At 69.0% G+C, this 23,127-nt stretch carries 14 protein-coding genes; 7 read left to right on the top strand and 7 right to left on the bottom strand.

Translation table 11 applies throughout. From position 1 onward, the window contains the following. Positions 1–1,837, bottom strand: a 1,837-nt coding sequence (locus VF697_RS10775; RefSeq protein ID WP_331093955.1) for a Kelch repeat-containing protein, incomplete at its 3' end; no start/stop codon positions are given. Positions 1,838–2,272: 435 nt separating this feature from the next. Here VF697_RS10775 and VF697_RS10770 point away from each other — a divergent pair. Beyond that, on the top strand, positions 2,273–5,308 hold the full coding sequence (locus tag VF697_RS10770) for a DNRLRE domain-containing protein (protein ID WP_331093953.1): 3,036 nt from the start codon (positions 2,273–2,275) through the stop codon (positions 5,306–5,308). A gap of 215 nt (positions 5,309–5,523) precedes the next feature. Here VF697_RS10770 and VF697_RS10765 read toward each other — a convergent pair whose 3' ends face one another. After that, the gene (locus VF697_RS10765; RefSeq protein ID WP_331093951.1) at positions 5,524–6,393 is read right to left on the bottom strand and encodes a TIGR02266 family protein; all 870 of its coding nucleotides are present in this window, start codon (positions 6,391–6,393) and stop codon (positions 5,524–5,526) included. A 162-nt stretch (positions 6,394–6,555) separates the two neighbouring features. Here VF697_RS10765 and VF697_RS10760 point away from each other — a divergent pair, with 162 nt between their 5' ends. Beyond that, positions 6,556–9,213 carry an Ig-like domain-containing protein gene (locus VF697_RS10760; protein WP_331093949.1) on the top strand — a complete coding sequence of 886 codons (2,658 nt, stop codon included), beginning with the start codon at positions 6,556–6,558 and terminating at the stop codon, positions 9,211–9,213. 34 nt (positions 9,214–9,247) lie between these two features. On the opposite strand, the gene VF697_RS10755 is transcribed toward VF697_RS10760, so the two are convergent. Then, the gene (locus VF697_RS10755) at positions 9,248–10,030 is read right to left on the bottom strand and encodes a DUF547 domain-containing protein (RefSeq protein ID WP_331093947.1); all 783 of its coding nucleotides are present in this window, start codon (positions 10,028–10,030) and stop codon (positions 9,248–9,250) included. A gap of 427 nt (positions 10,031–10,457) precedes the next feature. Between VF697_RS10755 and VF697_RS10750 the strand changes: the two genes are divergently transcribed. After that, positions 10,458–10,868 (top strand): hypothetical protein, encoded by a 411-nt coding sequence (locus tag VF697_RS10750; RefSeq protein WP_331093945.1) that lies wholly within the window; start codon positions 10,458–10,460, stop codon positions 10,866–10,868. A gap of 67 nt (positions 10,869–10,935) precedes the next feature. On the opposite strand, the gene VF697_RS10745 is transcribed toward VF697_RS10750, so the two are convergent. Further along, positions 10,936–15,021: an MG2 domain-containing protein gene (locus VF697_RS10745; protein ID WP_331093943.1), complete on the bottom strand. Its 4,086-nt coding sequence runs from the start codon at positions 15,019–15,021 to the stop codon at positions 10,936–10,938. Positions 15,022–15,172: 151 nt separating this feature from the next. Next, positions 15,173–17,890, bottom strand: coding sequence for an Ig-like domain-containing protein (locus VF697_RS10740; RefSeq protein ID WP_331093940.1), 2,718 nt, complete (start codon positions 17,888–17,890; stop codon positions 15,173–15,175). Positions 17,891–18,199: 309 nt separating this feature from the next. On the opposite strand from VF697_RS10740, the gene VF697_RS10735 reads away from it, so the two are divergent. Both VF697_RS10735 and VF697_RS10730 read left to right on the top strand, forming a co-directional pair. After that, a complete protein-coding gene (locus tag VF697_RS10735) occupies positions 18,200–19,033 on the top strand; it encodes a hypothetical protein (RefSeq protein WP_331093938.1) in 834 nt (277 codons plus the stop codon). 11 nt (positions 19,034–19,044) lie between these two features. Further along, positions 19,045–19,854, top strand: coding sequence for a hypothetical protein (locus tag VF697_RS10730; RefSeq protein WP_331093936.1), 810 nt, complete (start codon positions 19,045–19,047; stop codon positions 19,852–19,854). Between the two features lie 21 nt (positions 19,855–19,875). On the opposite strand, the gene VF697_RS10725 is transcribed toward VF697_RS10730, so the two are convergent. Beyond that, the gene (locus tag VF697_RS10725; protein WP_331093934.1) at positions 19,876–21,228 is read right to left on the bottom strand and encodes an RtcB family protein; all 1,353 of its coding nucleotides are present in this window, start codon (positions 21,226–21,228) and stop codon (positions 19,876–19,878) included. A 222-nt stretch (positions 21,229–21,450) separates the two neighbouring features. On the opposite strand from VF697_RS10725, the gene VF697_RS10720 reads away from it, so the two are divergent. After that, complete coding sequence (locus VF697_RS10720) at positions 21,451–21,723, top strand: hypothetical protein (RefSeq protein ID WP_331093932.1); 273 nt, start codon at positions 21,451–21,453, stop codon at positions 21,721–21,723. Between the two features lie 164 nt (positions 21,724–21,887). On the opposite strand, the gene VF697_RS10715 is transcribed toward VF697_RS10720, so the two are convergent. Further along, complete coding sequence (locus VF697_RS10715) at positions 21,888–22,508, bottom strand: hypothetical protein (protein WP_331093930.1); 621 nt, start codon at positions 22,506–22,508, stop codon at positions 21,888–21,890. Positions 22,509–22,821: 313 nt separating this feature from the next. On the opposite strand from VF697_RS10715, the gene VF697_RS10710 reads away from it, so the two are divergent. Then, positions 22,822–23,127: hypothetical protein (locus VF697_RS10710; RefSeq protein WP_331093928.1), on the top strand; the 306-nt coding region annotated here is incomplete at its 3' end.

The following is a 23,127-nucleotide window of genomic DNA, read 5'->3' as shown; positions in this document are numbered from 1 at the left end:
GGGGAACAGTCATGTTGCCCGCGGCGGACCAGGAGCCGGTGGCCGGGTTGTAGAACTCCGCCAGGTTCTGTGGACCTCCGGCCTCGGAGTTCCAGCCGCCGGTGACGAGCACCTTGCCGGAGGCAAGCAGTGTGGCGGTGTGATAGCGGCGCGGCGAGGCCAAGCTGCCTATGGGAGACCAGGAGCCAGTGGCAGGGTCGTAGAGTTCGGTGGTGGCGAGTTCCTTGCCGCCATTGCCAAGGCCGCCGGTGACGAGCACCTTGCCAGAGGGAAGCAGCGTGGCGGTGTGGAAGGCACGGGGGGCGTGCATGCTGGCCGCGGGTGACCAGGTCCTGGTCGCCGGGTCATACAGCTCCGCGGAGTCGTAGGCGCTCGTGAAGGAGTAGCCGCCGGTGACGAGGACCTTGCCGGAGGGAAGCAGGGTGGCGGTGTGCCCGTAGCGGGCCGTGAGCATGCTGGCGGTGGACGTCCAGGTGTTGCCAGCCGGATTGAACAACTCCGCGCTGGAGAGAAGGCGTGAGTTGTAGCCCCCCGTGACAAGAACCTCCCCGGAAGGCAGGCGCGTGGCGGTATGGTACTCAGTGCGCATCTCGGCCATGTTCCCCGCGGGCATCCAGGAGCCACTGAGGGAGTCGTAGATTTCCGCCGAGGTGATGAGCCTGCCGTTACCGTGTCCGCCCGTCACGAGGATGCGTCCGGAGGAGAGGGGCGTGAGGAGCGCTCTGTTGCGAGGCGCAACCAGGCCTTGGATGGGGGTCCAGGTCCTGGCCCCCGGGTTGTACAGCTCCGCCGTGGCAAGCACGGCGTCACCCTCAATTCCTCCCACGAGGAGCACCTTGCCCGAGGAGAGCAGAGTGACGGTATACGCGGTGCGGTAGCTGCTTCGCGCGGTGATGACCGTCCAGGAATTGTTACCCGGGTCGTAGAGTTCGGCGGAAGCGGGACGATAGGTCAGCATCGAGAAGCCGCCGGTGACAAGGAGCTTGCCGGAAGGGAGCAGCGTTGCGGTGTGAGTGCCGACGAGGGTCTTCATGCTGCTGACGAAACCCCAGGAATTGGTGGAAGGGTCGTAGAGTTCGGCGGTGGCGAATTCTTCTCTGCCATAGCCGCCGATGACGAGGACCTTGCCGGAGAGGAGCAGGGTGGCGGTGTGCCCGGTGCGGCGCTCGCCCATGCTCGCAGCGGGACTCCAGGAGCCGGTGGAGGGGTCGTAGAGTTCGGCGGTGGCAACGGGCTCCTCACTGAAGTCGCGGTAGCCACCGGTGACGAGGACCTTGCCGGAGGAGAGCAGGGTGGCGGTGTGCCCGGTGCGGCGCTCGCTCATGTTCGCAGCGGGACTCCAGGAGCCGGTGGAGGGGTCGTAGAGTTCGGCGGTGGCGACGGGCTCCTCACTGAAGTCGTGGTAGCCACCGGTGACGAGGACCTTGCCGGAGGAGAGCAGGGTGGCGGTGTGCCCGGTGCGGCGCTTGCTCATGTTCGCAGCGGGACTCCAGGCGCGGGTGGCGGGGTCATAGAGCTCGGCGGTGGCGAGGATCCCGCTGTTGTCCTGGCCACCGGTGACGAGGACCTTGCCGGAGGAGAGCGGGGTCGCGGTGTGCGCACTGCGGGGACCAGCCAGGTTGCCGGTGGGGCTCCAGGAGCCGGTGGCCGGATCGTAGAGTTCGGCGGTGGCGAGGATCCCGCTGTTGTCCTGGCCACCGGTGACGAGAACCTTGCCGGAGGAGAGCGGGGTCGCGGTGTGCGCGTAGCGGGGCGTGCTCATGCTGCCCGTGCTGACCCAGACGGGCGTGTGGCTCGGGCCGGTCGGACACGCTCCCAGCGGCAGGGTGGCTGCCATCAGCTGGCTGTGATCGACTGGAGCTTTCGGCTGCGCGTGAAGGGGTGAGCCAAGCTCAGGGTGTTGGCCGCAGCCCGCGATGATGTAGAGCCACACGAGACAGAGTCGCGCGATGAGTGTCTTTTGATTCATGGAGGAATCCTTCGCTCGCACCGAGGCCCGTGGGGAATGCGACGGGCCATCGTCTTTCATGTGAATGCCAGGAGGGCATTGATGCCTGCGCTCGGGGAACGCGCTGGTCCATTTGTGGACGAGAGGACTTCGCCTTTCGTTCTCTGAGAAGCTGGGGCTTCGTCCTGATAGCAGCGAGCCCTGGCCAGGTCCACAATCCCTTGTGTTTAGTTGCATGTGGAGCAGGCACAACCCTTGTGCTTGAGTGGACTGATTCGGTGGCTCTAGACGAGCTGCTCGGAGGTGGAAATGCACGGTCTGGCGATGTGTCGCGTGTCTATGCACTCCTGGTGCTGCCCCTGGGTGCTGGTGCTCGCGCTGCTACTTCAGGTTCTTTCTGGCTGCGGCACTTCCCTCACCGTCGACGAGCCCTCACCCCTCACGGCCACTGCTCAATCCCTGACAGGCACCACGTGCATGACGCTCCAGCGGGGGGGCACGGGCACGGTCGCTGACGCGCACATCTCCAGCCAACAGCCCTCCCATGCCGCGGGCTCCGAGCCCATCGCCTATGTCGGAGAAGTTGGCCAGCACACCCGCCAAGCCCTGCTCCACTTCGACACCTCCTCCATTCCTCCTCACGCCACCCTCACCTCCGCCACCCTCTCCCTCTGGCGTCAGGGCCCCTCCCCCGCCTCCACCCTCACCGCTCACGCCATCACCGCGCCCTGGCAGGAGCAGTCCGTCTCCTGGGAAGGCTTCGCCTCCGCCTTCGCTCCCCAGGTGGCCGTCTCCCTCCAAGCCAGTGGGAAGCCCGGCCTGCTCTCCACCTCCCTGACGGAGCTGGTGTCCACCTGGGTGCGCCATCCCTCGCTCAACCACGGGTTGCTGCTCCAGCAGTCCCAGGGCCACTCGCTCCTGGCCACCTCCGAGTCTCCCGAGGCCTCGCGCCGCCCCAGTCTCCAGGTGTGCTATTTCTTGCCCGACTCCTCTCCGGCCACCTCCTCGGCGCCCAGTCTCCTGTTGCGCGTCCTGGATGATTCGGGTCAGCCGCTCTCCGGCGTCGCCGTCTCCTGGGCCACGGCCCAATTGCCCACCGATAGCGCGGGCTACGTCGTGCTCGACAACCTTCCCTCGGGCTTTTTCTCCGCTCGCATCGAGGTCATGGGCTTCGCTCCCGCCGTCGTCTCCCTCCACCTGCCTCCTGGCGCGCGTGCCTCCCAGGAAGTCCGCCTGTTGCCGCTGGGGCAGCCCCAGCCTTTCTCCGTCTCGGCCGGTGCCACGCTGGAGCACGGCACCATTCGTATCTCCATCCCTCCGCATTCCGTCGTCGATGCCGACGGCCACCCTGTCTCCGGCACCGTCCAGGCCACGCTCGTCCCGTTGGACCCCACCACCGTGCCCACCTCGGCCCTCCCGGGTCCCCTGGAGGGGCTCGCTTCCGAGAGCGCCGCCGAGCCCGTCCCCCTGGAGTCCTTCGGCATGGCCGAGGTCTCCCTCTGGCAGGACGGCAGGCCTTTGCAACTGGCCCCTGGTGCCAAGGCTACCCTGGAGCTGCTGTTGCCCCCTTCCGCCTCGTCTCAGCTGAGCCCCGGTGATGCCATCCCCGCCTGGTGGTTGGACACCGCGCGGGGCCTGTGGGTACGCGAGGGCACGGGCACCGTCCGGCATTCCTCCACCCACCCTGGCCGTCTCTCTTGGGTCGTCGAGGTGGGCCACTTCACGTGGTGGAACTGCGACGCGCCCATCTCCGACAGGAGTTGCGTCGACGTCATCGTCCGCTACTCCAATGGCCTGCCGGCTCCCGGCGCCCAGGTGGGTGCCACCGGTGTCAGCTACACAGGCTCCAGCCGCACTGCCTACACGGGCGCCGACGGCCGCGCCTGCGTCGAAATCAAACGCGGCGGAACCGCCCGCGTCTTCGCCGGCCTGTCTGGCCAGGCCACCAGTGAGTCCACGGTGACGGGCTCGGCCGAGCCCACTGCCTGTGGCGGTGCCGCCTGCACACCCCTTTCGCTCACCATCACCCCGCCCGTCTGCATTCCGGGGAGTACCCAGACGTGTGCCTATTCGGGCCCCTCGGGCACCGAGGGCGTCGGCTTGTGCCGCGCCGCCCACCGCTACTGCAATGCCTCCGGGACGGCCTGGGGCGCGTGTACGGGACAGGTACTGCCCGCCGCGGAAACCTGCTCCAACACCTTCGACGAGGACTGTGATGGTGCGACCAACGAGGGCTGCAACTGCAACTCGAGCTGCTACTCAGGTCCGCCGGGCACCAACGGTATCGGTGTCTGCCGCGCTGGCAGAATCATCTGCACTTCCAGCACGCTTCCCTACTGCGTGGGGCAGAAGCTCCCCTCGCCAGAGACCTGCACCACCGCCGAGGATGATGACTGTGACGGCTCTCTCACCTGCACCAACCCGCTCACGCGGGCCTGGCGCTATGGTAACGACACTTGCCAGCAATCCCCGCAGCTCGTCATGAGTTCGGAGGGCAACCCCATCATCTCGGGCCTATTCACTGGGACGCTGGATCTCGGCAATGGCATCGTCCTGACCAGCTCCCTCCCCAGCGCCGTTTTCATTGCCAGGATCGATGCGAGCACCGGTGGGGCCCTCTGGGCTAGCAAGCTCGAGTCCACGCAAGTAGTTCACTCTCCCCATATCGAGAAGGACAGCAGCGGTAACTTTCTTCTCGTGGGCTCCTTCTACGGCAACCTCACGGTGGGTGGCACTACCCTCTCCAATCCTGCCGGCTCCGATGGATTCGTGGGGAAGTGGGATGGGGCCTCGGGCGCCCTCCTTTGGCTCGCACACCTCGACGGCACGAACGGCACCCACCCACGCACGCCCGTGGTGGACGCCAGCGGCAACGTCATTGTCTCGGGCTACTTCTACAGCAACCTCACGGTGGGTGGCACCACCCTCTCCAATCCTGCCGGCACCGATGAATTCGTGGGGAAGTGGGATGGAGCCTCGGGCGCCCTCCTCTGGCTCTCACACCTCGACAGCACGAACTACACCTACGCAAACACGCCCGTGATGGACGCCAGCGGCAACGTCATTGTTTCAGGCTACTTCTACGGCAACCTCACGCTGGGTGGCACCACGCTTTCTAACGACATGAACAGTCCAGACGGTTTCGTGGCGCAAATCCAAGCAAGCGCTGGCGCGCTCTCCTGGGTCCGGCACTTCGACAGCACCCCGGGGCTCAGCTCCGTCCCTGTCCTGGCGGTGACTCCAGCAAGCATCCTCGTCCTGGGCAATTTCCAGGGCAGCCTCAACACGGGGGGCCCAGCACCGCTGATGAGCGCGGGGTGTTCCGACATCTTCCTCTCCAGCATCACCCGCTCGCCGTGACATGCGGTCCCCCCGGCACGCAGTGCGGTCGGGGGGACGCTGCCCGGGCTGGCGTTGCTCGTGGCGGACCTGTTCGCCTGAGAGGGTGTTGAACTGCTCCTCGGAGCCAATGGGGCGGCCCAATCCGTGGCCCAAGTCCTTGAGCCTGCTCGGCTGCTGGGGTGCCCCGACATCCTGTGCTTGCTCGCCCCAGTTCAACAGCCTCTGAGCGCGTCTCAGTCCGGGAAGAACATGGGCTCGCGCGTGGCCACGAAGTCCGAGATGGCCTCGGCCACCTCCGGCGGCAGGTGGGTGAACTGCACGCCGAGCCCCGGCATCAGCTCGGGCGTCTTGTCGTTCACCTCGCGCGTCCAGCGCACCACCCCGGACACCTTCATCGGCCGCCCGCCGGGCAGCGTGAAGTCCAGGTCCACCGTCGTCCCGAGCGGCACCGTCTGCACCGTCGCCACGAAGACGCCGCCCTCGCTGATATTGGTGGAGAAGCCCGTGAAGAAGTTCGAGTCGCTGCGCAGGTCGATCATCGCCTGCATCCGCACGCGCGACAGCCGGGCGCCCAGCGGGCTCGGCTCGGGGAGGGTGACGTTGCCCTGGGCGAGCACCAGCTGACGGGCCTGGAGCGCCGCCTGGCGGGCCTGGGTGGCCTCGCGCTTCGCCGCCGCCTCGGCCGCGCGCTTCACCCCCGACTCCGCCTCGGTCAGCTCCTGGCGCGCCTGGGTGTTGAGCTGCTGCAGCAGCTTGAGCGCCGCCTGTGTCTCCTGGCCCGCCCGGAGCCGGGCCTCCAGGGCCTCGTGGCGCGCGGCCAGTGCCCGCTCCCGCGCGTCCTCCGTCGAGTCCGTGTGCTGCGCGGCCGACTGGAGCCGGGTGCTCAGGGCGCGCACGGTGTCCTCACCGGGGCGCTCGGAGGGGAGCCGTGAGACCTCCTGCCGCAGCTCCGTCACCCGGCGCGCGAGGAACTCCGCTTCCGCGGCCGCTCGGTTGAGCTGATCCGCGAGTCGGGCTTCCTGGCTGGAGAGCTCGGCCTCGACGCGCGCGAGCTCGGCCTCACGGGAGGGTGGGTTGGATAGGAGGGTGGCGGGCGCGTTCATCTCGGTTTCCCACTTTAGCGCGTCCTCCGGGGTGACACGAGGGGGAAGCCCCGCGCCTCGCACGGCCTCCGGGAGTCACGCATCGTACGCGGAGTGATCCAGTTGCCCCGGATTTCTTCAAAAGACAACGAAACGGCTGTTGGACCCCTTGAGGGGAGAACCATGCGGACCCTGGTGACGCTGCTCGTGGCAGGACTCGTGCTCGCTTCCTGTGAGCCCTCCTCCGTGGACCGCACGCTGGCGCTGAGCAACGACTCGCGCGTGCTGGAGGGGGAGGAGGAGGGGGCCACGGCCCCTGAAGCCACTATCGAGGCGGCCGCCACCACGACGCCGACCGTCTCGCTCTCCCTGCCCTACAGCCCGACGCCGCTCACTGGGACGGTGACGGTCCGGGTGTTCGCCAATGGCCTCACCGAGTCGACCAGGTACGAGGTCCTCCTGGACGGCAACCCGTTCCTGGAGGGCTCCATCCACGCTCCCTACGGGGACCGCGAGACCTCCTGGAACACGAGGACCGTGGCGAATGGGCCCCACACGCTGGTGGCGCGGCTCAAGGGCTACTCCGGCAACGTCCTCGCCACCACCCCGGTGATGAACGTGACGATCGACCAGGATCTCATCGCGCCCACGGTCTCCTTCCTCGCTCCCGCGAGCGGCGTGACGGTCCAGGAGACCGTGAACGTCCAGGCCACCGCGGCGGACGACCGGGGCGTGTACATGGTGCGGGTGCTCGTGGATGGGGTCGTGCAGAACGCCGACTTCGGTGCGCCGTACGCCTTCGACGCGCTGTACCTCAAGCACCTCTCCAATGGCCCGCACACGCTGACCCTGGAGGCGTGGGACTTCTCGCAGAACGTGACCACCTCGGAGCCCATCACCCTCTTCGTGGACAACGACCGCACCGCGCCCAGCGTGGCCCTCACCTCACCGGCCAGCGGGACGGTCGCGACGGGAGGACCAGTCACCCTCTCGGCGGACGCCTCGGATGACCGGGGGCTCGCCCGGGTCGTCTTCCTGCTGAACGGCTCTCAGCTCGCGGAGGACGAGACGCCCCCCTACAGCGTGGAGTGGAACAGCAACAATGTGATCAGCGCGGAGTACACCCTGGCCGCCAGGGCCTATGACCTGGCGGGCAACGTGACCACGACCGCCTCCATCCCGCTCACCGTGTTCAAGCCCGGCACCGCCGTGTTCGACCCCGTGATGGGCGTCCCGGTGTGTGACACGGTGGGCACCCGCTGCGATACCGCGAGGCTGGTGGAGGAGCGGAACACCGCGGAGCCGCACGCGCCCAACACGCTCGATGGCTGTGCCGACGGGCCGGGGCTCGACCAGGTCTACTCCGAGCGGATCCAACGCATCATCGTGACGCGCGTCGGGGGCGAGTTCCTGGCCGAGAATCGTCGCGTCCGGGTCGACGTGCTCGCCTCCGGAGATCCGGTGGGCGAGGATTCGCTCGACCTGTTCGTCGCGAGCGATGCCACCAACCCCTCGTGGACCTACGTGACCTCGGTCCCGGGAGCCATCTATGGAACGCATTGGCTCTCGGCGGAGTTCGTCCTGCCCGCGGGCAACCTGCAGGCGATTCGAGCCCAGTTCCAGGCGGTGCGCACCCTCCCGGTGTCATCGTGCAGCGCGGGCTCCTGTGACGACCATGACGACCTGGTCTTCGCGGTGGGCCCGCCGACGGATGCCTTCCCGCCGACGGTGAAGCTCACCACGCCCTACGACAACGCGCCCTACAGCTACGCGCTGGTGGGGGGCGTGGTCCGCGTGGCCGCGACGGCCGAGGACGACATGGCGGTGGAGCGCGTCGAATTCTACGTGGATGGGACGCTGATGGGCACCGACACCAGCGCGCCCTATGAGGTGAGTTGGAGCAGCACCGCCGTGGCGGATGGCTCCCACTCGCTCACGGCGAAGGCCTACGATCCCGCGGGCCGCTCCACGATCTCCAAGGCGGTCGTGGTCAACACCGACAACACCGGGCCGAGCGCGACACTCCGCTCCCCGGCCCAGGGGGCGCTCCTGCGGGGCAATGTCGTGCTCGACGCCATGGCCAGCGACTCCAATGGTGTCACGAAGGTCGAGTACTACTCCGGCGAGACGCTGCTCAGCGTGTTCCCCATCTCGCCCCAGACGTCCCATGCGGGGACCTGGTACACCGGGTACAAGAATGAGGGAGTCCATACGCTCACGGCGAGGGCCGTGGACAGCCTGGGCAACGTCGGCATCTCCGCCCCGGTGGTGGTGACGATCGACAACTTCCCACCGTCGACGGAGTTCACCGCTCCGCAGGCGTACGCCTGGCATCGAGGCACCGTCCAGGTCAGCGCCAACGCCACCGACACCAACGGTGTCTCGAAGGTCGAGTTCTACGCGGGCGACCTCTTCATTGGCACGGCCACCACGGCGCCCTACACGGTGAGCTGGGACTCGACGACCGGACCCGATGGCCATGTCGAGCTCAAGGCGCGGGCCTACGACAGGGCGGGGAACGTCTCGGGGGGACCTGGTACCGGTGGCCACCCCGTCTACGTGGACAACACCGCGCCCAGCGTGGCCCTCACCTCGCCGACCAACGGGGCGTCGCTGATGCTGAGCACCACGCTGCAGGCGAGCGCGAGTGACAACGAGGGGGTCACCCAGGTGGTGTTCTACGACGGCGCCACGGTCATCGGCACGGACACCACGGCACCCTACAGCGTGAGCTGGAACCTGCTGTTCGTGGCGAAGGGTTCTCACACGCTGACGGCCAGGGCCCATGACGCGGTGGGGAACGTCAGGACGTCGGTGCCTGTCACCGTAAAGGTGAACTGACGTTGGGCGTGGCACGTTGAACTCCTCGTCCTCCTCACCGGGCAGGCGCGTCGACGGCTCCGTGTTCTGACTCGGGCTCGTAGACGATTTCGCAGCGATTCAACCGGGGGCCGCACACCCGGTCCAGCTCCGCCCGGTTGTCACAGCCGGGCCGCTGCGTGCACGTGTCGGGCAGGAAGGCCCAGACGAACTGGAGCACGTTGTCGCGGCGGCCCTCGGGCAGCGCGGCGAGGAAGTCCTCCCGCCAGGTGTCGAAGCGCCGCGCGAGGTGGACGGTGTCGCGCTCGAGCCACAGGTGGCGGGGGTCCGCGAGGAAGCGCCGCGTGGCCTCATTGAGCTGGGCGTCGAGCAGCTCGGGTTGAAAGGGCGACCCGTCGAGCAGCGGCCCGCTCCACGCGCCCTGGAAGAGGGCGAAGTGGATGCGCGGGTCGGCGAACCGGCGCTGCAGGACGCGGTGCTCCAGGGCCCAGAGCGTCAGCCGCCGGCCGCCCACGGGCCACGAGCGGCCCCAGTGCGGTCCCGGCCCCCCATCCACCACGGCCTGGAGTGCCAGCGCGTTGTAGGCGTTGAGCCAGTAGGCCAGCTCCTCCTCGGGCTCGGAGAAGAGGTCTGGCCGCGTCTGGGGCGAAAACGTGGCCAGCGAGCGCACGAAGGCATCCAACCCGGCGCGATCCTGGCCCAGCGCGGCGAAGTCCACGCGCCCATCGGGCTTCACGTGGCGCAGGGCCTGGGCGTAGCCCGCGTAGCTGAAGGGCGCGTCGCCGTCGGGCACCGGAGCGGGCAGCAGGCCCTGGACGTGGAGCGCGGCCCCACCCACGAGAAGGCACGGGAGCAGGAGCGCCGCCCACCCCCACGTCCGACGGCGTCCACGAGGAGAAAAGGAGTCCACGTGGACGGCAGTGTAGCCGAGTCCGACCCCTCATTCATGGGCCTGAAGCCCACGCGGCCCGGCTCCTTCCCAGTGAGGGTGCCGAAGACGCGTGCGGGGAAGAGCACGCGCCGGCGCTGCCACGCCCTCCGTGGAAGTCCTGTGCACGACAGAGAGGTCTGGCGAACGTACAGTTACAGGCGAGGAGCTCATCGCCTACGTTGCGAGCCTTCCGAGGAATCGAGGTGTACGCATGCGCTGCTCGCGGAAGTGGCTACGCCCCACGCGCTGGGTGTTGGGAGTCCTGGCATCATCCCTCGTCATGGTGGGGTGTCCGAGAGTCACGAAGCCCTCCTCCGATTCGACGCCTCCCGTCGTGAAGTGGAATGTCTTCAACCAGGTCACGAATGAGAGCCAGGACTTCACGGGCAACGCGAAGGTCCAAGCCAAGAGGGGAGACCTCTTCCGGGTCACCCTGAAAGTCGAGGACCCGGAAGGTGTCAGCATGCTCTCGCTGGGCGGCAGCTCTCAGTGGACCTGCGTCTCCGGTGAGGCGAGCCAGCAGGGCGGCCCCTCCCTGGACAAGACAGACGTCCAGACCTTTCAGCCGGACAGCAACGGCAAGGTGCTGACGAACAGCTTCCTGATAAGGGAAGCCAATCTTGACTTCAAATGCCAGCAGTCGGGATTCACCTTCTCGGGAGGCTCCGCGTCGTACTTCGGCACCGGGGAGAACTACTTCAACGGCAAGACCCAGTCGACGCTGGTTATCGAGGTCAAACCCTGACGAGACGGGAGCGTCCGAGGAAGGCGGGGAAGGTGTCAAAGAACGAGTCCTTTGACACCTTTCCCGGCTACTGTTTCGGGGCGATGGACACCTTCACGCCGTTGATCCACGCCTTGTGCTCGTCCGCGTAGTACAGGTACGCGCGGCTCGCCGGGCCCGTGTACGTCCCCGGCACCGCGGCGATCAGCGACAGCGGCACGTCGAGCTTCTTCCGCGGCTCCAGCCCCCGCCAGTACAGCACCACGTCCCGTCCGATCACCTCGTAGGCGTCCACCGTCTTCTTCTTCACCAGCTCCTTCAGCTGGTCGTGCCGCACCTCGAGCCCTCCCGGCACGCCGAAGATGGCCACCGCCGTCGGCAGCTTCTCGTCCGTCTTGTTCGACACCAGCACCCGTGCCTCCGTGGGCTCGCCCTCGGTGAGCTCCGTCTTCGCCAGCGCCACCTCCAGCGCGACCCGCGTCTCCGGCGAGCTGGCCGGCACCAGCGCGTTGTAGGTGACCTCGATCGAGTACGGCAGCTCCGCGCCTCCCTCCATCCGAAGCTCGAGCTTGCGCTCGCCCGGCGTGAGCAGCTCGGAGACGTCCGGCAGCTTGAGGGCCTCCTGCGCCGAGGCCTCGAACCTCACCGCGTTCCCCACCGGTTGGCCGTTCACGTACACCCGCACCGCGCCGCCCGCCCGCTTCGCCGCCCGCGCCTTGTCGTAGGTCACGATCGCTCGCAGCGCGAGCACCGTGCTCTGCGTCGAGCCGTAGCGGCCCCCCTCGCACGAGCTCGCCAGGTACTTCATCGAGCGCTCCACGTTCCCCGCGTAGGACGGCTCCCGCAGCCACGCCAGCACCGCCAGCGACGTGGTCTCGATGTCCAGCGTCTCGCCCATGCTGCCGACGATGGACTGCGTGCCACCCCCCACCACGCCCTCCTTGCCCTGCTTCGCCGCCAGCCGCTCCATCAGCTCTCGCGCCTCCGCCCCATCCCCCGCCAGCGCCATCACGTTCGCCGCCAGCGCCAGCACATAGCTGTTCTGGCTCTTCGCGGCCGCCGCCTTCAGCGAGGCCACCTCCTTGGACAGCTCGCGCGCCAGCTCCGCCGGCCGGGGCGCGCTCTCCAGCAGCGCCCAGGTGATGTACGCGTCCGAGGTGTCCTTGTCCTCGATCCACGTGTGCAGCGCGCGGCGCTTGCGCTCGAAGCCGCCCTTGCCGTCCCGCTGCTTCAACAGCCACGCCCGCGTGCGCTCCAGCATCGCCGCGTCCACGTCTCGCACCTGCTTCATCTCCGTGAAGTGCAGCAGCCCGAACGCCGTCAGCGCCTCGTGGCCCGGGTTCTCGCCGAACCACTCGTAGCCCTTCTCCGAGCACTCGAAGCCCACCAGCCGCTTGTAGCCCGTCTCCAGCTTCTCCCTCGCCGCGGCCACCAGCTTCGGATCCACCCCGCTGTGGGACTGGAAGTACTGCTGCGCCATCGTCATCGGGTACGTCGTCGAGCTCGTCTGCTCGAAGCAGCCGGAGGGCTCCTGGATCAGCCGGGCCAGCGACTCGGTCATGTTCGCCAGCGGGCTCGGGTACACCACCACCGAGGTCTTCACGCTCCCGCGCACCACGTTCGCCGGCAGCGTCACCGTGTGCGACGCCGGCTTCTGCTCCGACACCCGCCCGCCGAACGAGGCTCGGATCGGGAACCCATTCGGCTTGATCCTCACCGTGCGCGTCACCGTGTCCGCGTACTCCCCGGCGCTCGCCGTCAGCCGCAGGTCGATGGGCTTGGACTCCTGGCCGATCTTCATCTCCACGATGCGCCGGGCGCGCTCCCTGGCCGCCAGGTCCACCGAGCCCAGCGAGGCCACCCGCATGTCTCCCTTGAAGTCGAGCTTCACCCCCGCGCCCTTCAGGGCCACCGACGTGCCGTTCACCAGTGCCACCGGGAGCTGGATGATGTCGCCCGAGGTGACCTCGAGCGGGATCTTCGGCTCCACATAGAAGGGCTGCACCGACTCGATCGACGCCACCGCCGCGCCGAGCGCGCCGTCATCGCCCACCGTCCCCGCGAAGGCCTTGAACGAGGTGACCGAGTCGTTCAGCCCGAACGAGACCCGGGCCTCTCCCGTCTTCGGCGAGGTGCGGACGCCCGCATTCCAGAAGAGCGTCTCCGAGAAGTCCAGCCGGTCTCCCGCCTTGCGCCCCGGCCGGACCGTGTGCGCGTACTCGCGGATGTAGACCATCGGCTGTTGCTGGAGCGCTGGCTCCGCGACCCGCTTGTCGGCGAAGAGCCCATCCATGTCCCGCTTCGACCGCTCCGCCTTGCGCGACGCTTCGGCCATCTTCGCGCCGGCCTGGGGCGCGGGCCGTGCCACGGCCATGGGCGGAGGGGCCATGGGCGGAGGGGCCATGGGGGCCGCCATTCCCTTCTTCGGCATCGGCCGGGGTGCCGCCTGCGCGGGCGGGCCGAAGTCCGCTCCCTCGGCCACGGCCAGGCCGTCCATCTCCTCGAACCGGCGCTGGGCCACGGGCACTCGCACCGCGAACACCCGGCGGGCCAGGTCTCCGTGCCGCGCCACGAAGCTCACCGGGTCCGCGAGCGAGAACCGCCGCCAGCCCTGCGTGCCCAGCAGCAGATCCACCGCCCGCTTCGCCTTCGGGTTCTTCTCGTCCAAGTAGACCTGCGCGTCGGCCAGCTCCTTCACCTCGGGCTCCAGCAGCACCATCACCGGCAGCTGGGGCGCCTGGTCCCGCTTCTCGATCAGCTCGAGCACCGAGTCATCCGTCACGGTGAGCATCACCAGCGCGGAGACCGGCTTGCCGTCCCGCGTCGTCCGGGCGGTGAGCTGCACCGTGTCCCCCGGCACGTAGCTCTTCTTGTCCAGCTGCACCTCCACGTTGATCGCCTTCGTCGGCTGGCGGAACACCAGCCGCTCCGCGAGCGGACGCCCCCGCGGGTCCCACACCGTGGCGACCAGCACGCCGTCCGCATCCTTCGGATCCAGCGTCACCTTGTCCCCGGAGCCCACTTCCGCCGAGGCCACCTCCACCTCGCGCTTGCTCAGCGTCAGCCTCGCCCTGCTCGTGCCCGAGAGCCCCACCGAGAGCGTGACGGGCCTGCCCGCGGGCACCACATCCTCGCTCGCGCGCAGCACGGCGCCCTGGGCCTTCACCTCGGGCAGCGGGAACGTCTTCTGGATGCCCGACGGCTCGTCGATGCGCAGCGCGTACTTCGCGCCCGCCCTCGGGGTGAGCTCGAAGCGGCCGCGCCCCTCGTGCTCGGAGCGCACCGTTGCAACCACCTGGCCCGTGGCCTCCTCGATGATCGCGCCCACCAGGTCAGCGGGCTTCTGTGCCGGCGTCTTCGCCTCGAAATAGACGCGCGACGGCAGGCCCGCCACCAGCTCGCCCGCCTCCGGATACAGCGCCAGGTCCAGCGTCTGCAGCAGGATGGGGATCGTCTTCGCCGCCGTCTCCACCACGCCGCCGTCCTCGATGGCGAAGGCCAGCGAGCCCTCGCCGCGAGCCATGCGCGCCGGCAGCTTGAAGCTCACCGTGCACAGCCCCTTGTCGTTGATGGTGCCCGCCACCTGCGCCGCCGTGGCTCCATCCACCACGGCGGTGGCGGTGACCTTCGCGCCCGCAGGCACGCCGCCCTCCGCGCGCTTCACGTCCAGCGTGGCGGTGACCGTGTCCCCCGGGCCATAGCCGTCGCGGAGGAACTCGATCTGCGACTTGAGCCGCGGCGCCCGGTAGGCCCGCACGTCGAACTTCCGCTCCGCCGGGGCCTCTCCCGACCAGGGGTAGGAGACCTTGAGCGTGTACTCGCCGCCCGGCTGCTCGGCGGGCACCGTCCACGCGTAGCCCCAGACCGAGTCCTGCGTCCGCACCCCCGCCGAGGTGACCACGTCCCCCTTTGGCCCGCGAATCTCGATCTGCGCCTGGTGCACCTGGGCGCTCGGCGTGTGGCGGAGGGCCTCGAGCATCAGGCCGCGTGCCAGCACCTGCTCGCCGGGCCGGTACAGCGGCTTGTCCGTGCTGACGAACGTCAGATAGCGGTTGGGCCCTCCGAGCGACTGGGTGTCCGCCTTGGTGCCGAGAACCTGCTGGACGGTGACAGGAACTGCCAGACCCACGGCGAGCAGCGCCACGAGGGCCCGTGGGGCGAGGTTGATGAGCATGCGTGTCCCAGAAAGAAGAGGAGCGTTTCCGGGGAACGGGCGAGCGCGGCGAAAGTTCTTCGCTCCTCCGCCCTCCCCTGGACGGGACGACGCCAGCCACCCCGTTCGGTGGCTGGCGCCGAGCCCGTGCCGCTTCACCCCGTGGACGTGCTCACGGCGCGACGGCGAAGACCAGGTCGTCGCGATCGTTGTACGAGCCGCTGGTGCACGGCCCCGCGTTGCTGCCGTAGCGGAACTGCCCGCGAATCGCCTGCAGCGAACCGGTGGGAAGCGTGAGGGTCGCCGTCAGCGTGTTCGCGCCGCTCGCGGTCGGCGTCATCGTCGTCAACAGCACCCAGGTCGGGTTCCTCGCGTCGGCCGCGTAGTACAGGTCGAGCTGGTCCGAGGTGTATCCCGACCAGGCCCAGACGGTGGCCTCGATGGTGACGACGCTGCCCGCGCGGAAGCTCGTCCCGTCCCGGGTGAAGACGCGAATCCGGTCGAGCGATTCGTCGGAGTGGAAGGTGCCACCGACCCCGTCGGCGCAGGTGGCGCCAATCGTGTTGGGCGCATTCTGCTCGGGCCCGGAGGTGGCACGACCGGTGAAGAACGAACCCGAGTCACACGTGGTGCCCACCGCCGCGCAGCTCACGGTCCGCAGCGTGGCGTCGTAGCTCGCGCCGGAGCTGGGGGGCGTGGACACCGTGACGGACGGGCTGTTGGCGTTGTTGCCCACGGTGTCCACCGCCTGCGCCTGCAACGACTGCGTGCCCGTCAGCCCGGTCGTGTTCCAGGAGACGGAGAAGGGCGCGGTGGTGTCCGTCCCGATGAGCGTGCCGTTCGCGTAGAACGAGACGCGCGAGACGGCCGTGTTGTCCGTCGCATTGGCGGACACCGTCACCGTCCCGCTCACCGTGGTGCCGCTGGTGGGGGCGGTAATGCTCACGGTCGGCTGGAGACCATCCACGGTGAAGCTCACGTTCGCCGTCGCGGCGTTCCCCGCGGCGTCGTACGCCCGCGCCGTGAGCGTGGCGGGGCCATTGGGCGCGCTCCACGTGAACGAGTACGGGGCGGCCGTGTCGGTGAACACCACCGTCGAGCCCTGGAGGAACTCCACGCGCGCCACGCCCAGGTTGTCACTCGCCGAGGCGGTGACCGTCACGCTGCCGTTGACGAGGGCGCCGGAGGTCGGAGCCGTGAACGCCACCGTGGGCGGCACGGTGTCGGGGGCGCCGGGCGACACCGCGAACACCAGGTCGTCATGGTCGTCGTAGGAGCCGGTGCTGCACACCACCGCCGTCCCGCCTCGCCGGAAGGTGCCGCGGATGGCCTGGAGGCTGCCCGAAGGGAGCGTGAAGGTGGTGGAGAGGTCCTTCCGGCCCGACTTCGCGGGAGTCAGCGGGAGGGTGGCCACCAGTTGCCAGGACGGCGCGTTGGCGTCAGCCGCGTGGAAGATGTCGAGCACGTCCGTGGAGGCCCCGTTGACCGAGCCCACCACCGCGGCCTGGATGGTCACCTGCTGCCCGGCCTGCATGATGCCGCCATGGGAGGCGCGCACGCGCAGCGCCTGCAGGGACTCGTCGTTGCTGGTGCCGCTGTTGCCGTCGGCGCACGAGCCGTTGATGGTGTTGGGCGCGTTCTGCTCGACTCCGTAGAACGCGCTGCCGCGTCCGTGGAGCAGGGACGAGGAGTCACACTCCACCTGGGGGCTCGCGCACTTCGGCACGCGGAGCGTGGCGTCGAACGTCGCGACTTCCGAGGGGGCGTGGCGGTAGAGCTCCGTGGTCGCCAACGGGGCCGGGCTGCCGCCCCAGCTCGTGCTGCTGCTCTGGACCCACTGGATGTAGCTGCCGCCCACGAGCAGCACGCTCCCATCCTGCAGCACGGCGACCCCCGGGTTCTGGCGCTCGCCCGTGGTGCGGCCCACGATGCTCCACACCCCTCCTGAGAAGCGCTCGACGCTGCTCGGCTCCCCTCCGAAGACCACGGTGCTGCCATCGGCCAGGAGCACCGCGACCTGGTCGTACCGCTGCTCGAACGGCGCGGGCGCGTTCGACCAGGAGTTCGAGACCGGGTCGTAGATTTCGTTCCCGCTCGAGTTCCCGGAGAGCAACAAGACCCGGCCGTCCGCCAGGCGCGTCGCCTGGTGCGGCTGCTTGTACGAGCTCGCGTTCGGCGTCGCCGTGAACACGCCGGTGGCGGGATTGAAGATCTCCGCGCGGTACGAGTCCGCCTGCAGGTAGGTGCCGCCGGTGATGAGGACGCGGCCGTCATCGAGCAGCGTGGCCCGGTGGTCACAGCGCGGCATGGTCATGGAGCCCGTGGTGCTCCAGGTGTTGGTGGCGGGGTCGAAGAGCTGCGCCGCCGCCGTGTAGGGGCTCGGGCAACCGCCGGCCACCAGCACGCGCCCATCCTGCAGGCGCGTCGCCGTCAGGTCCCAGACCGCGTGGGCCATCGACGGCATGACGCTCCAGGTGCCCGTGGCGGGATCGTACCGCTCGACGCTCGAGAGCGTGACGCTGGTGTTGCTGATGCCTCCCGCCACCAGCACGGTTCCGTCATTCAGCAGCACCGCGATGTGCGCGGCACGCCCCGTGTTCAAGGAGCCGGTGGGGGTCCAGAGGCCCGTGGCGGGGTCATAGAGTTCGCAGCTGGCGAGCTTGTTGCCCGAGCTTCCCTTGCCTCCCACCGCGAGCACCTTTCCATTGGCCAGCACGGTGACCGTGTGATCGAACCGGGCGTTCGCGAGCGACGCCGTGCTCACGACCAGCGGCGCTTGCGCCACCTGGGGGGTCTGCTCGTCCAGTTCCTCCGGGTTGAGGCAACCCGTGACGAGGCTCAACACCATGACTCTCAGCAGTACCGCGCCCAGTGGGGTGGCTCCACGCATGATTTCTCCCGGGGTGGGCGCGCCTTGGAGCGCGCTCGGAATGGGGAGAATTACCTAGCTGACGTGTTTACAGGAATTCAATAAAAACTGGATATTCTTGAAATATAGGAATGCGGGTGCCCTCACGGGGAAGGTGTCGGACGACCCGTTGGGCACCCCCCCCGGCCATCCGCATCTCGCACTCGCCCTCGGTCGAGGGGATGACGAGCGCACGGACTCTCGCTGCGTGTGTCCCACTCCCGGGGGACATGGGAGCGGGGTGTGGCGGGTTTTCCGAGAGAGGGCCCGAGCCGGGTCGAGGGGGCATCCATGGAGTGGCCACTCGTGCAGCTGGGAGTGGGGTTCTCCGCTGCCTGGGAGCAGGTGGCGGCCTTCCTCGCGGCCGCTCTGGCCCTGGCGGCGAGCGTGTGGGCGCTCCTCCCGCCCGCCGCTGTCCTCGCGCGGACGCTGGCGACGTCGGTGGTGTCGACGGCGGCGAAGCCCCTCACGCAGCAGGGGATGAAGCGGGTGCTGGGCGATCCCTCGGTCCGGGCCCTGAAAGGCATCTACAAGCGCGCTTTCCCGGCACTGGTGAAGCCCCTGGAGGCCGGGCGGGGCTGGCGGGAGCGGAGGGCGCTCAGGGCGGTGCTGAAGGACTTCAGCTCGGAGCAGGAGGTGGCGGAGCGTTTCCTCCGGCTGGCCCTGGACGGGGCGGGGGCGGCCACCGCGCTCGTGGGGCTGCGGGAGGAGCTGACGCGGCGGCTCGAGGGACGGGTCCCTCCCGTTGGAGTCGAGACGGGCCTGCGGGACTTCGTGGAGGCACTCGCGCTGGCGCTGAAGCGAGAGGTCCGGGAGGCGCAGAGCCCCCTGCACAACCTCGTGACCGAGGAGCACCTGCGGCACTTGCGCGCTCTGGGCCACCGGACGCTGGAGGCGCTCCAGGAGGTACCATCGGCGACGGTCTCGGTCCTCGAGGAGCGCCAGGAGCAGGCGGCCGACGTGCGCCACAGGCGCTGGCGCTCGATACCTCCATGCCCGGCTCCGTACGCTGTACCGCCGCCGAGCGGTTGTTCGCGCGCGGGTATTCCACCGAGGCGCTCTCCTGCTTGTCACGCCTCGTGCGGGACTCGATGCTGTCCTTCTCGGACCGGGTGCGCGCCTTGAGGAGCTTGGTCGTGGCCCGAGAGGATGAAGAGTCGTTCACCCTGCTGCGTGGGATGGCTCGCGATGCCGCGACCCTCCGGGCGCTGCGCGAGAACTGGGGATTTTCGAGTGAGACCGGAGTGCTGCTCCAGCTGCTGGCCGGGTACGGTCAGGTAGACGAGCTGCTCGGGATCGCGCGGAACTCCACCACGATGCCACGGGTGCGTCGAGAGGCAGCGATGCTCCTGCATGAGATGGACAGGAAGGAGGAGGCCGCCGACGTGCTGCTGGAGGGCTGGGGGAAGTCCCTGACGAATCTGGGCCGCATCCACGAGGCCATCGCCAAGTTCGAGCACGCGCTGGACCTGGACTCCACGCTCTCCGATTCCCACGTGAGGCTGGCGGAGCTGCTGCTGCGGCGAGGCGAGGTCGAGCGCGCCACGTTCCACTACCGCGAGTGCCTGCGCGTCTATCCCGGCCAGCTCCTGGCGGAAGCCGGACTGGGCGTCATCGCCGAGGTCTCGGGGCAGCGCCGCACGGCCACCGGGCATTTCCAGACCGTGTTGGATGAGCCGCTCGGGCAGGGGGTCTACGAGCATGAGCAGCACGAAGCCCGAGCGCTGGCGCTGCTCTGTCTGGGCCGCGCGACGGAGGCCGAAGCCGACCTGCGCGCGGCGCTCGCGGAGCTCCGCGGGAAGCGGAGGCTGGCCTGGGGGCCCTGGCTGCACCTGAAGCGGGCGGCCCGGCCTCCCGAGGGGCTCGAGCGCCTGTGGGCGCTCCTCTCGGACACTCCCATAGAAGACCGGGGCGGCTCCTCCCCCCTGCAACCTCCTGGGGCATAGAGGAGCCGCGCCGATGCGGCCTCAGTCCGCGCCCTTGATGCAGGCCACGGGCTTGAGGCGCTTGGCCACCTTGGCCAGGCCCGCCATCTCCACCGTCTCCAGCACGTCGTCGAGGTTCTTGTAACAGGGCCCCGACTCGTCCAGCGGCGTCACCCGCGTGTTGAGGAGGATGCCCGCCTCGGACAGCCGCTGGTCCGTCGCGGACTGGTTGAGCACCCGCCGGGCCTCGCCGCGCGACAGCCGCCGCCCCGCGCCGTGGTTCACCGAGTAGATGGAGGCCTCGGCCCCCTCCTCCGCGAAGAGGATGGCGCTGCCCGTCTCCATCGAGCCCGGGATGAGGATGGGGTGCCCCGACTTCTCCCACTGCGTGCGGCGCAGCGCCGGGTGCCCGCCCGGGAAGGCCCGCGTCGCCCCCTTGCGCGCCACGAACTTCCCCGCCTCCTTCTGGATGAGGTTGTGGGAGATCTCGTAATAGATGTCCGCCGTCCCGCCGAACACCTCCTCGAGCGCCGCGCACACCGCCTCGCCGATGATGAGCCGGTTGGCCACGGCGAAGTTGGCCGCCATGTTGTGCAGGTTCCAGTACTCGCGCCCCAGCCGGCTCTCCGCGTCCAGCCAGATGAAGTCCTCGCTGCGCTTGCTCAGCCCGAGCTGCGCCGCGCCCTCCACGAAGTAGTGCTTGGCGATGTTCCACCCGAAGCCCCGGCTGCCCGTGTGCAGCATCACCCACACGCGCCCGTCCTCGTCCACCTGCATCTCGGTGAAGTGGTTGCCGCCCCCGAGGCTGCCGAGCTGGTCCCGCTTGTCATAGGCCCGCTCGGGGATGTCCACCCGGTCATCCTCCACGGGGATGAAGTCGCGCTCGGTGGTGGACGCGGTGCGGCCCAGGGCCTTGGCCCCATGGCGCACCACCTCGGCGAACGTGCGCGCGTTGACACTGCGCTGCTTCTGCGCCCGCGAGGCCCCCACGCCCACGGCGATGCGCTTCGTCACCTCGTCGATCCACTGCCGACGTTTGGCCTTGTCGGCCACGTCCTCGGCGGTGAGCGTCGTCTTGAGCTGCACCATGCCGCAGCCGATGTCGTAGCCCGCCGCCGTGGGGAGCAGGATTCCATCCGTCTCCACCACCGTGCCGATCGGCACCCCGTAGCCCACGTGGCAGTCCGGCGTCACCGCCACCCGGGTGACTCCCGGGAAGGACGCCGCGTTCACCACCTGATCGAACACCCCCTCCTCGAGACCGGGCAGCTCGGGGCCCTCGCCCCACAGCAGCTTGTCCGAGAGGAACAGGTGGGCATCCACCCGCATCGTCTTGGTCTTCGGCAGGACGAAGTGGCCCTCCGCGACCTTTTCCAACCTTTGCGTCCAGCTCATGGCGATCTCCCCTCGGAGTCTTTCAACCGACGGTAGCGACGGAAGCGTCCTCTGGGAGCTGACGAACAGAGCAAGCGGCCAACCTTGCGACCGATCAACGGCTCGTGTCCGCGAGATGTCTACCCCCGGGCCCCCGCAGTTGCCCCTTCACTGAAGAATTCCCATTTCTTCTCCACGGAGCATCAAGGGGGTTGGGAGATGGGGATTCTCGGAGCATTGGTGATGGCGGCGACCCTGAACGCGGGGCCGGTGGATGTGAAGACGGCACCGGTGTTCAACCCGGCCGTCTGCAGCAAGAAGCGCGTGGACGCGTGCGGCTGCCACCATGTCTACGGTGTCCGTCACTGCCATCCGAAGCGCAAGAGCGAGCACTGCGAGGCCATGGTGCAGGCCAACGAGCCGGCCGAGAAGAACGCCTCCAGCGCCGAGCAGCTCTTCTCCACCGAGCCGCGGGACGCCTCCAGCGAGGAGCAGACGGAGTCCGCGGCCCTCTGAAGGAGGCCCGCGGGGTGGGGGGCGGCTTCTCGTCGGGGGAGGCGCCTCCAGCCGGGGAAGTCGAGTGTGGATGACTGAACGCGCCCGTCTCTCCGCGGGCACGGCGCCGTCCCTCGGGACTCGGGTGCCTCCGCGGGATGGGCGCGTTCTTCTTTTTCCCGGGCTCAGGACTCGGGGGTGACCGTCACTTCCAGGGTGAACTCGCGCGTCTTCACGCGCTCCAGCTCATCCACCTCGTAGGCCGTGAGGGGCGTGCGCGAGGACACCACCACCCAGCGCGTCCCCGGTGCGGCCCTCACGGCGAGGGTATTCGACGAGAGCCTGCGCACCTCCGCCGGAGAGGGCAGGGGCGCCGCGGGCGAGGCCGGCGCCGGCGGCAGGGCGAGCTGCCCCGGGACGCTCGCCGCCCGCGTGTGCAGCTCCACCATGTCCCGCTTGTCCTCGGGAATGCGCGAGGGGGGCCGGCTCTGGGCGTACGCGTGCGTCAGTCGCGCCAGCGCGTGCGCCACCTCCGAGTCCCGGGGATCCAGCTCCAGCGCCACCTTCAGCGCCGCCCGGGCCCGGGCCTCGCACCCGAGCTGCAGCAGCAGCTCCGCCGCCGTCCGGTACGAGGAGATGGCCTTGCTCCGATCTCCCGCGCGCCGCCAGGCCTCGGCGTGGCGCACGTAGAGGTGCGGGTCCCTCGGCTCGAGCTCGAGCAGCTTGCCGTAGGTGCGCGCGCAATCCGCGAACTTCTTGCGCGCGTAGAGGTCCAGTGCCTCTTCCTTCAGCTCCCTCACCCCCATACCACCCCCCACACGCGCCCGAGATCCGCCCCCGCTGCGTGGAGGAAGTGCAAGCACGGGCTGTGCCGAGGGGCCGGGTGGGAAGGGCGCCGAGCGGCAGTCCCATGGCTCCCGGTTCACCCCGACTTCCCGGAGCCTGTAAGAAGGGAGGAAAGTCCCGTTCCGCGCTGTAATCCCGCCAGGGTCCGCTTCCGGGTCCCAGGAGAGGGGGCCGACAAAAATAAATCAGGGAGGAAACTCCCGGAGGGCCGCCGCGATAATCCTTTTGTAAGCAGGGCGGCGCTGGCGCTGCCCTCCAACCGGAGAGACCCACATGAAGATCGGCGGCTTTCAGCTTCCCAAGATTGACCTCGGCAAGATCATCGGCGGCCCCCTGCTCAACGGCGTCAAGGACGCGCTGAAGAACGTCATCGGTGACTTCTTCAAGTCCGGCTTCGAGGCGGCCAAGAAGAGCCTGCTGGACCAGGTGGCCAAGGCCCTCGGTCTGCCCGCCCCGTCCAAGACCCAGGGTGGCGTGAGCCCCTCCATGCCCTCCACCCCCGCCCCCGTGGGCGGTGGCGCGGCCCCGGCGCCCAGCATCCCGACGCGCTCGGGTGTCGAGGCGGGCGCCATCGGCGGC

The sequence above is a fragment of the Archangium sp. genome (assembly GCF_036388035.1).
In the GTDB taxonomy this organism is placed as follows: Bacteria; Myxococcota; Myxococcia; order Myxococcales; family Myxococcaceae; genus Archangium.
Note: the sequence above shows the minus strand (reverse complement) of the source record. Positions and strands in the feature narration are given on the sequence as shown.